Annotated in this window: 10 protein-coding genes; all 10 read right to left on the reverse strand. The window is 36.3% G+C overall.

What is annotated here, in order from left to right:
• Positions 1-388 precede the first annotated feature (388 nt).
• Positions 389-1,858 carry a BglG family transcription antiterminator gene (locus BrL25_RS22495; RefSeq protein ID WP_018673023.1) on the reverse strand — a complete coding sequence of 490 codons (1,470 nt, stop codon included), beginning with the start codon at positions 1,856-1,858 and terminating at the stop codon, positions 389-391.
• Positions 1,859-3,341: 1,483 nt separating this feature from the next.
• Positions 3,342-4,133, reverse strand: a complete 792-nt coding sequence (locus tag BrL25_RS22505; protein ID WP_018673024.1) for an arsenite methyltransferase — start codon at positions 4,131-4,133, stop codon at positions 3,342-3,344.
• Between the two features lie 41 nt (positions 4,134-4,174).
• Complete coding sequence (gene arsC, locus BrL25_RS22510) at positions 4,175-4,540, reverse strand: arsenate reductase (thioredoxin) (RefSeq protein ID WP_051088607.1); 366 nt, start codon at positions 4,538-4,540, stop codon at positions 4,175-4,177.
• Positions 4,541-4,618: 78 nt separating this feature from the next.
• A complete protein-coding gene (gene arsB, locus BrL25_RS22515) occupies positions 4,619-5,677 on the reverse strand; it encodes an ACR3 family arsenite efflux transporter (protein WP_018673026.1) in 1,059 nt (352 codons plus the stop codon).
• Positions 5,678-5,712: 35 nt separating this feature from the next.
• The gene (locus tag BrL25_RS22520) at positions 5,713-6,036 is read right to left on the reverse strand and encodes an ArsR/SmtB family transcription factor (RefSeq protein ID WP_018673027.1); all 324 of its coding nucleotides are present in this window, start codon (positions 6,034-6,036) and stop codon (positions 5,713-5,715) included.
• Positions 6,037-6,207: 171 nt separating this feature from the next.
• Positions 6,208-6,690 carry a GNAT family N-acetyltransferase gene (locus BrL25_RS22525; protein WP_018673028.1) on the reverse strand — a complete coding sequence of 161 codons (483 nt, stop codon included), beginning with the start codon at positions 6,688-6,690 and terminating at the stop codon, positions 6,208-6,210.
• 419 nt (positions 6,691-7,109) lie between these two features.
• On the reverse strand, positions 7,110-7,586 hold the full coding sequence (locus BrL25_RS22530; RefSeq protein WP_018673029.1) for a DUF6097 family protein: 477 nt from the start codon (positions 7,584-7,586) through the stop codon (positions 7,110-7,112).
• Positions 7,587-7,715: 129 nt separating this feature from the next.
• A complete protein-coding gene (locus BrL25_RS22535; RefSeq protein WP_018673030.1) occupies positions 7,716-8,171 on the reverse strand; it encodes a DUF6386 family protein in 456 nt (151 codons plus the stop codon).
• 395 nt (positions 8,172-8,566) lie between these two features.
• Positions 8,567-9,331, reverse strand: a complete 765-nt coding sequence (locus tag BrL25_RS22540; RefSeq protein WP_018673031.1) for a YheC/YheD family protein — start codon at positions 9,329-9,331, stop codon at positions 8,567-8,569.
• Between the two features lie 357 nt (positions 9,332-9,688).
• A complete protein-coding gene (locus BrL25_RS22545) occupies positions 9,689-10,990 on the reverse strand; it encodes an MFS transporter (RefSeq protein ID WP_018673032.1) in 1,302 nt (433 codons plus the stop codon).
• Between the last annotated feature and the right edge of the window lie 45 nt (positions 10,991-11,035).

The following is an 11,035-nucleotide window of genomic DNA, read 5'->3' on the forward strand; positions in this document are numbered from 1 at the left end:
TTTATTCACCTTATTCCCAAAGTTGATACGATTCTTTTTAATCCTCCTTTAATTGAGAATTTTTCTTACAAGTAAATCGTACCAGAGACACGTAGCTGTTCACTATAGCAAAAACTATTTTTAACAAATGTTGTTTTTATAAGTAATGGTATAAAAATGTACAATTTAAAACCCCCTAGAGGAGCTTGTTAACTTCCAGATTGCGAACCATACAAGCTCATCTAGGGGGAATCAATACGGAAGAAACAAACGATAAAGTCCGATGAGTTGACGAAAGTAAGTCATGATAGAAGCGGTTGACTAAGAAGGCATTGTATAACTGCACACATGCATCTTTATAGGGTGTATAAGTATGAATTGAGATAGGGGATAAAGGAGAAACTTCAGGTTATGAACAGTCGTCTATAAAGTCCCTTATGTTATCAATATCACTTTGGGAAATAATCGGGTTTATACAGATGGTTGATATACCTTCGATTTCCAGAGGGGTTGTCGTAATAATCAAATCGATACCCATAGTTACTAATTCGTCTTTTGTGAAGTCATTGATATCTTTTTGAACACACTGAAGCTTTCCACCAAATCGTTGTACTAGTGCAGCTCTTATGTAAGCCTTCCAGCTATCTCCTTCTGCAATAACAAGCAATGCCTTCTTATGAGCAGTTGAAGCCAACATGTTAGAGGCCTCTATACGTAGGGTAACCTTTGCAACTTCTTCCTCATAAGCATTACTGGCCAACCCGTATTTTTTAACAAAAGTATCAAAAGCTATTTTTACCTGTTCAAACGTTACCCCATACTTTTCTTTAATATATTTTGTTGTTATTTTTTCTGGTCTTTTGATCATGGATAAGCGCTGAAATCGATAAGGAATTCTTCTTAAATAATTACAAATGTCAAATATGAATTCTTCATTATCCGTTAAGTGTTGTCTGGTTTCTTGTTCTAACATGATGATAAAATCCTTAGCGTATTGATAGCTAGCTATTTTTCCTTCTTTGAAATATTGGAGAAACGTTTGTTTAGCTAGATTTATATCTTTAAACGTAAATCGAGAAGCATTAATAGCAATGGTTATCAGCACGGTGTCATCAATGGTTAAAGAAATATTGAGTTCATTGGATAATTTTTCACCTATTAAGGACACCTTCTGATAGATACTTGTATTAACATAAGCATCTATTTTACACGTTTCTAACTCTACTACATGACCCTGAAGCTTTCGTTTAAAGAAAATGGTTAGATAGAAAGATAATTTTCGCCTAGAACTTTGGTGGAAATTTACTCCTGCCAGATTTTCGAAATGACGGATATACTGAAGAATTACTTCTTGTTGTATTTCAGTAAAGGGCCATTCATTATCTGAGTATGCATGTAAGTAAAGATCATAAAACATTAAAAGGATTTGTGCTTCATTACCAACAATCCTCAAAGGTTTCGTCTCTAAATGCAATCCGTATAGCTGGATATGCTTCTGTATTTTTTTAAGATGAGAGTAGACAGAGCGGGGTTGTAAAAATAATTTTTCAGTCAAATGACAGACTGCCTTTACATTACCTTGTAGCAGCTCTTCAAAAATTTCAAAAGCAACCGATCGTCTATATAACAAGCAACACAGTTCATTATTTGAAGAGCTTGTTGGTTTTGTTAATTGAATTCCTCTACCTTTTTGACAGGTTAGCTCCCAATTTGGTGGTAACACTTCTTTTATGAATGAAATGTCTTTCCGGATCGTTTGATTTGAGCCTCCTAATTTTTGGACTAGCTCTGAGATTGTAAACCACCTATTTTCACTTGTTATTAGTTTAGCAAGTTGGATACAGCGAAGAATTCCTTTTTCTAAGTATAATGTTAACATTATTTTGTATATTCCTCCTAATCTTATATCTTTTATTTATATACATTTCTGTTATGTGTAGTAGAGCTTTCAGGTTATACGTTGTAGGCTAAAAGGTAGGATATATTTTATCTTAAAATAAATAGCAAATACAAAGAATCGATTCATACTACATAAAAATTACAAATATGTAAGGCAGGGTAGGGATATCCTGTAATTTATATATCGGGAATTACATGTAAGACTTTAATGAACTTGAAAAATAAAAGCGTATGTGCTTACAAAATAAGGAGATTAAGCGAACAAAACTTTCATTCGAGATTAAATTAGCTTTGTGTGTAGAAAAGCTGATTCCTCCAATTCCAGAACAAGATGCTAACAAAAGACGAAGTAGATCACATGAGTCTAGCTCTTTTAGTCCAAAAAGAATTTCCTCTTAAATGGTAACTAACTATACCCAAAAAATAGCTAACGAACTACTTGATTCAGTGAAAGAAAAGGGCGTATTTTGATCCTATTGATCGGGATCGTAATGTACAAACGTATCGTGAATAAATAAGACGTGGGAACCTACTATACACCGTTCGATAAAATTACTAGTCAGACCAATGTTGAATTTCATCAGGAAAAACAAGAAAAAAAGAACAAGAGGACGATAAGGATAAAAACGAAGAAGCCAATAGTAAAAATATTTTTTGCTAATACATCAGACTAAGAATAAAAAATCATTAGCCGAGGATTCTGATTGTTAACTATAAACCATAACCAAACCAACTCGCTGCTACTATGTAAAACTCAAAAGCGGGTTGGTTATTTTTTGTTTGTTTTATAGAGTCCGATAATATATATTATGTAAACAAATAAAACAAAAAAAGAAATCTCATCTATCCGTAACGTTGATGATTTCTATTGAAGATGAGAAGTTTGCTTTCAGATAACTTTGATGTTAAAAAACCAGCAATTATTATGAATATGGTTGGAATATTGCAGAATTAACTTCTCACGATTTATTTGTATTTCATTATGGAGGAATTTACCGATTTATGCATCGTATATAAAGTTGATAGAACCATCTACGAGTATAATGGTACTGAGTAATGTTTCTACAATGTGTTTACTTCAGAATTGGAGATGGAAATACTAAATACGATAAGATAAATGGATATGAAGCTTCAGTAAACAAAAAACAATGAGTAAGTCTAATCTGGCTCATATTAACACTGGAAATATGAATTGGAGAAGTCAGGGATATATATGTCTGTAAAACGAATGAATTTCATTACTTTATTTCAGTTCATGAAATGGCTGTTTTAAGAACTGAAAATAGGGATTTTTAAAAAGTTGCAAATTTCTTTCATTTCTTGTCGAATGACACAAACATGTATACTTCCTGTACTTTTACATTTTGTGACACAAACATGTATACCAAAAATTGATATAGTATATATGTTTGTGTCACACTTTATTTTGACCAGATATGCCCTATATGATAAGTTTTTATAGATTAAGGCTTAATAGCTTTAATAACAGCAGATACAATATAATCTTCTATATTCTTACCTGGAACCCAATTCTTTAAAAATTCTTTTGATTCATCTTTTGGATTAATCTGTATTTTTATAAAGCCTGCATCAGCTAAGTATGCTTCTAGTTCATTTATCGGAGATGATCCAGATATGCAACCCGTATATAACTCGATATCCTTACGGATATCATCAGGTAAATCATTTGTTAAAACAATGTCTGAAATAGCTAATCTTCCTCTTGATTTTAGTACTCGAAATGCTTCATGGAATACTCTTCTTTTATCAGGAGATAAATTGATAACACAATTCGACATAATTACGTCTACAGAATTGTTGGCAACTGGTAAATTTTCAATCTCTCCAAGTCTAAATTCCACATTTGTGTATTGATTGTTGTACGCATTTGAACGTGCTTTCGAGATCATTTCTGGTGTCATGTCTACACCGATAACTTTCCCTTTTTCTCCTACTTGTTTGGAGGCTAAAAAACAATCAAATCCTCCTCCACTTCCCAGATCAACGACTACTTCTCCTTCTTTTAATCCAGCAATGGTTTGTGGATTTCCACAACCTAATCCTAGATTTGAACCATCTGGAACAGATTTGATTTCTTCTAATGAATAACCAAATCGAAGAGACACATCTGAATCTGATCCACAACAGGTTGTTGAACCACAACAACTAGCAGCGTTATCTGTTACACTTAGAACCACTTTCTTATAGTTCTCACGAACTGACTGTCTAATTTGATCTTTGTTTACTTCATTCATCTGAAACCCTCCTAATAAGCGTAATTTGTATAAGAAAAGTACTATTTACCAGTCTCAGCAAAGAGTTTCACACGTTCTCCTATCTCATCTCGGACACGTTGAACTATAATCCATTTCTCTTCATTCGTACCTTTTGCTTTGGCTGGATCATCAAATCCCCAGTGTACACGTTCCTTCTCCTTTGGTGTAACTGGGCATACATCATTCGCGTGTCCACAGAGAGTTACAACAAGGTCTGCATTTTGTAAAATCCAAGGATCAATAACATCGGAAGTTTGATTGGAAATGTCAATGTCCACTTCTTTCATGGCTTTGACTGCATGAAGATTTATGCCGTGGGCTTCAATACCAGCAGAATAAACCTTCCAGTGTTCCCCTAGATATTTTTTAGCCCATCCTTCTGCCATCTGGCTACGGCATGAGTTCCCTGTACACAAGAAGTAGATAATTTTTTTATCGTTTTTGTTCACGAGTTAACCCTTCCTTTACGTTTTCTGCTGTTCCGAATAATATTTTCGTTTAAACCAGAAGGCCACATTGACTAGTGCAATCATGACTGGGACTTCAACTAATGGACCAATAACTGCTGCAAAGGCAGCACCGGAGTGGATACCAAACACTCCTACTGCTACAGCGATCGCAAGTTCAAAGTTATTGCTACCTGCCGTAAAAGCAAGTGTTGTTGTAACTGGGTAGCTTGCTCCAATTTTCTTTCCCATAAAGAAAGAAATAAAGAACATCAGTACAAAATAAATTAATAATGGGATTGCAATACGAACTACATCGAGTGGTAAACTGATAATGGCATCGCCTTTTAGAGAAAACATCACGATAATGGTGAAGAGTAAGGCAATCAGGGTGATGGGACTAATTTTAGGGATAAACTCTTTTTCATACCAGTGACGCCCTTTTACTTTTACGAGAGTAAAACGTGTGAGCATCCCTGCAAGAAATGGAATTCCTAGATAAACCATGACGGACTTCGCTACTTCAACCATAGTGATCGAAACAACTGCACCTTCTATCCCCAACCATTCTGGAATGACAGTTACAAATAGATAGGCATACACTGAGAAGAAAAGCATTTGGAAAACTGAATTAAAAGCCACTAATCCAGCAGCATATTCCGTATCTCCTTTTGCAAGATCATTCCAAACTATAACCATAGCAATACAACGTGCCAAACCAATCATGATAAGCCCTATCATATACTCCGGTTTATCCGATAGGAATAAGATGGCTAAACCAAACATTAATAATGGACCGATTATCCAGTTTTGTACTAGAGACAAAATAAGTACCTTCGTATCCTTAAAGATACGCCCCATTTCCTCATAACGAACCTTTGCTAGAGGCGGATACATCATCAAAATGAGACCTATAGCAAGGGGAACGGATGTTGTTCCTATTTGTAAACTATTTAACCCAGTAACAAACTGTGGAGAGATAAATCCAAGGCCGACTCCAATCCCCATAGCTAGAAAAATCCAAATTGTTAAGTATCGATCTAAAAACGAAAGACGTTTGTTCTCCTCATTACTCATTGTTACATCTCCCTTACGTTTTTTGAGTAGAGGGTTTAATCACAAGTAATCTGTAGGTTTGCCTCTTTCAATTTATCAAAATCTGAGGTGCAATCTGGTAGCTGTGCAAGGGATAATCCAATCTCCTCCATAGTTGGACGATTCAAAGAGTAGAAGACCCATTGACCTTTCCGTGTTTCATTTACTAAATTCTCGTTCTTTAGACGACTCATGTGCCTAGAAATCGATGGTTGAGAAATACCGAAGATCGGGACTAATTCACATACGCAACAATCCCTTTGATTTAATAAGGCAATGATTTTAAGTCGGGTTGGATCACCTAATGCTTTTAAGGCCGAAGAAAGTTGGGTTAGATCCATTTGAATAAATACCTCCTTTATAATTACCATATAGCCATATTGCTATATTAGCATTTAAAATCTACCCCTTCAATGGGTATTTGTACTTCTTTATGAACTGTCACCACGCCAATTTATTATTGGTTTGAAACAATCATTTGGTATATATGTTTGTGTCAGACTTTATTTTGATCAAATATGTCCTACCAACCTTTTGGTCATCTTAAAATTAATTAATGTAATGCCACTACGTTCAACGATTTGAGACTCAATTATCTGGTATCCTTGACGCTCAAAAAATGGTTTAGCTGTAATACTTGCTTCTGTATGAATTTCCGAAATCCCTAGTCTGTTTGCTTCAGATTCAATCATATTCACCAAAGTAGTAGCTATTCCTTGTCCCTGAAAATCCTTATGAGTGTAAAGTCTATCCAGATGTCCATGATAAGTCATGTCACTAAAACCGACAATTTTATCGTTTATTTCGGCAATATAAGTGATGTTATTACGTAAGGAATTCTTCCAGTTTACCAATTTAACAGCTTTTTCATTTTTTGGTGCCCATGCATTAAGTTGCTCTAGTGAATAATCTCTTGCGTTTACGAAGTGTACTGTATCATAAAAAAGTGAAATAATCTGGTTAATATCGGCAACTTGAAATCCTCGAATTTTCATGATCCTAGCCCCCCTTTCCTAAATGCTTTTAATATCATTGAGACTATTTGATGTCCTTTACCTATCCTTCCCTCAAATTCGATTGACCTATTTTCGTTTCGGTGGGCTCCAAGAAGTAACAACCTTGGAGTCGGTATCAACTAAGTTTTCTTCAGCATCGTAAAAGCTGACTTTTTTTATGTTTTATTGTGATTTTTTGAGATAGAACGAATGAGCAACAACTGCAAAACACAAAAATACACCTTAGAGTAAAATGGCCAATAGACTCAAGCTCTCGCAAGATAGTCATTCCACTTAAGGTGTATGCATTGATTTCTTTTTTACTGCTTGGTAAAGGCTTTATGATGAATTAGTTCGATTAAATTATAGCGTGTTACGTCCTGAATATTAAAGTCATGATTCAATGAAATCTTTAAATATTAATGTTCAACAGTTACATGTTGCCAAACCGCTTGCCATGCTTGATTTAACACCTTGCCATGCAGTGCTTTGGCGTAATAAGATCTTATGATGGGCAATATGATTACTGCAGCAAACACAATACTAATTAAAGTTATCGACAAATTAAAATGTGTAAACATAAATGTTAATAAGAAATCGACCACGCCTAGCTCCGGCTTCAGATACTCCAGTCCGGCGATAATACCTGTTAGTAGCATTACGATAACAGAGAGAGTCATCAACAGGATGTTCACGGTTTTATATTTGGCCAATCCCTTCTGAAAGAAGCGGGTTCCTGCATAAATTTCCATTAAGATGATTTGTTTATGTAGGTTGTTTTCTACCATTTCTATGGGTAAATTGTATTCTTGAATAAATGCATGAGCTTTTCGCAGCTCTTCCTGTAAAAAAATACCATTTTCAATAGCGTCGCCAAATTGTTTAAAAATATTCACTCTGTATATGTTCTTCCTTTCTTTATGTAGTGGTGTTCTAGCTTTTGCAGTCAGGGATACGATTTCGGATGGCTGATCGTTTATCTTTTTGATTCAGGTAGAAGTCCCAGATACCTGCTAGAGTAATCTTTACATTCGAACCAAGTCTTCCCGTCTATTAGTGTCTGTTTCGCTTCTGCTTAAAGCCAACCTGATTTGGTTTCCTTCTCTCTGCGCCATACAAGCATAACTGCCAGGCTCTAGTTCTATAATAACTCCCTCGCACGTATGGTCCGGCTCCAGACTGCCTCCCGTTACATCATCTGCGGCTCCCACAAATACGCTGCCGACGGACACACGAAAGTACAGCACTTCTGTCATAGGCCCACCAGCCTCCAAGTCCTCATCCGCTTTTATCCAATTGACTTCATAGACCCCGTCTTGACTCAGATTAAAAAATAAGCAGTTACCCGCATTCACTTCTGCAAGCTCGTCTTCCGGAATCGACCACCAGTCTGGCGTATCATCCAAGCGGTGTTGCAGCTCTCCGAGATCGTAAACACACATTGTGGCCGTATCAGTTATAAAACGAAATGAACCCTGCATCCTTTTGCTCCTCTCACGTTTACTTGATTTTTACAATGTTCTTTCACTTCAATTGAAAGCATTGGAACCTTATGTAAGGAATTCGTTATTTCCTAATGTCTCCTTCCTAACTCTATCATTATATATTAATTCTACCGCTCCTTTATTAGAAGTGCTACGATGGTATATAAGGTTTGTGTCCAAAATCAGAAAGGTATACAGGTTGTGTCCAAAACTATGGCACAAACCCGTATACCTTTTTCGGCTAAAACCTTATAGATATGGGATAATCACTTTTCGTTTTTGTTCATCTATTTTTTGTCACTAGCCAGCATTTCTACTGTCGAATGACATAAATAGTGATTAATTTATAACTCAATCTCGCCCCTAGTATTTTATGTGTTACTATATCATGTTTAGATTCTTTGTTGTCGTTGTTTTTTGATTTGGAGTTTTTCTCTTTTAATTAAACGCTTGTTTTTCTTAATTTTACGCAACGAAGTTTTGTCAGCAAGTTGAGTGAACAGCTTATGACCAGGCTTCGAATTAGCTTCAATAATCCAAATCCGGCCACTTTTCTCGATTCCAATATCAATTCCCAATTCACGAAACGGATGATGTTTGCTCATCGTTCGAGCAATTAGATAGGATAGATTTGTTATTTTTTTTCGTATACTATTTACTTTTTCTCTATCTGCAAAGAGGTTCAATAGAACCTGATTGAGCTGTACCCCAAAACCTCCTTTTTGATAATTAGTAACAAAAAGATTCGGAGCTGCCACACGGGCAACCATACCGGAAATAATCCACTTTTTTTTCGGTTTCTGCATGTAGATTCTGATATCAAAAATCGAGCCATTGTAAGGTGCTAAATGGATTCCTCTCTGCACAAGGTACCGCTTAGATGGTTGGCAATAAGACTGAATCGTCTTATACAGCGAGCCTGAACCGGCGTGAGTCTGTTTAGAACCACATCGAACCTCATAACCGTTTTTTATTCTTTTAGCTCTAATTATCCCAGAACCTCCGCTACCGTGATCGGGTTTAATAAAGATAGTCGAATATGATTTGAGCATCTGCAAAGCATTTTGATGTGTAAGCCAGTGTGTTTCAGGTAAATGGTGCCGCATTATGGAATGCTGTAACATTTCCCTATGCTTTCTCATTTTTCCAATTCCCACAGGTATCCTCTTTTCTTTTTGACATGTTAAACATTCTATGGAACAACATTTATTGAGAGCACGGCGTGTACCTACATTTCAAAAAATACTTTCTTTTGTGCGTAGAAATGAGCGGAAATGCAGAAAAAAGCCTATGACCTTCCCAAGTCTCGATCCATCATTGTACACAGTTAAAAAACCCAATCTCACGTCGATCTGAACGTAAAAAGAGTCGCTACTAAAGCACGACTCTTTTTACATGATTTCTACGTTTCATTCACATAGCTTAATCTCTTATTTTTAGGTTCGCTTCTCCACTCTACTAAACTAATTTGTTTATGCGAGATTACCGAAGAGCATCTTGTCATCTAATAATCTTTAAGCAGAGGTCGAATCGGGGTTTTGAGGTGCTGATTCATCTCTTTCTTTATATCCAGCCAGTGAAACTTTAATGTAAAGACTGAGGATTACACTGACAATAGCTGAAAGTAACATGGGAATATAACTACTATCAGCAAAACGATCAAACAGTAAACCATACATTAATTGGCCTAGCGGTATTGCAGCCATTGTCATGGAGGTGACAAGTGCCATTACACGTCCTAACATTTCATTTGGAGTATCATTTTGTAGCATGGTCATCCCAACGATAGCAAGGATAGTAATGGAAGCCATGATACCAAATCCACACGTGGTAAATATCCAGAACGGAATCGTTGCATCTGGGAAGATTCCTGTGAAGGACGGAAGAATGGAGCCACTAGTAGCAAACAGGAAAATACCTGATAGCAACAGCATGGAAACAAAAGCATTTTTGACTGTTAGTTTTTTAGTTAATAGACCCAAGGCGATTGGAGCCATGAGACTACCTGCCATGATTACACCTTCACTCAGTCCGTACATCTGATCCGACATTTTCAAGCTCATTTTTGTGATATAGGCAATCCCAACTGTAAAAATAGGCGATATGAATACATTTGCAATTAGAGTAGCAAATATCAGCTTCCCAAGATATTGGCTCTTATATACAAATTTGAAGCCTTCCTTCAAATCGCTCTTAAATTCCTGAATGACATTGGAAGATTTCTCACGTATTGTTTGTGGGATAACCATAAACATTTCAAGGATAGCCGCAAATAAAAAACTAATTCCGTTAATCAGCAGTAAGGCATCCAAGCCCAATGTCCCATATAATATTCCTGCTAGAATAGGACCTGTCATATTGGCTAACGTCATGAACAAGCTGTTAAGTGAATTAGCGCTAAGAAGCTGCTTCTCCCCTACCAATGATGGTATAGATGCTTGTACAGCCGGTTCATAAAAAGCAGTGAAAACCGACAGTAAAATCACTCCCAGATAGATTGCTGGTAAGTCTAGCATTCCGTTTTTAGACAAGAGCAACATCATACCAACGATAATCGCACAAAGTATATCCAGCACAATCATAATATTTCGACGACTAAACCGATCAGCGAATACTCCTGCAATTGGACCTAGTAAAATGGTTGGGATTAATGACATAACTAGTACGGTAGCAAATAACGTACCAGAGCCAGTGATTCCAAGGACATACAGGGAAAGAGCAAAACGCTGTATGATACTGCCTGTAAACGAAATGACTTGCCCAATCATGAGCAAGGTAAAGTTTTTATTCGTAAATAACGACTTCATTTCTCCCATACTTGTTCTCCTTACAATGAGATAGAAGAAAGGAACTGGGAATAT

Source organism: Brevibacillus laterosporus DSM 25 (assembly GCF_002706795.1).
GTDB classification, from domain to species: domain Bacteria; phylum Bacillota; class Bacilli; order Brevibacillales; family Brevibacillaceae; genus Brevibacillus_B; species Brevibacillus_B laterosporus.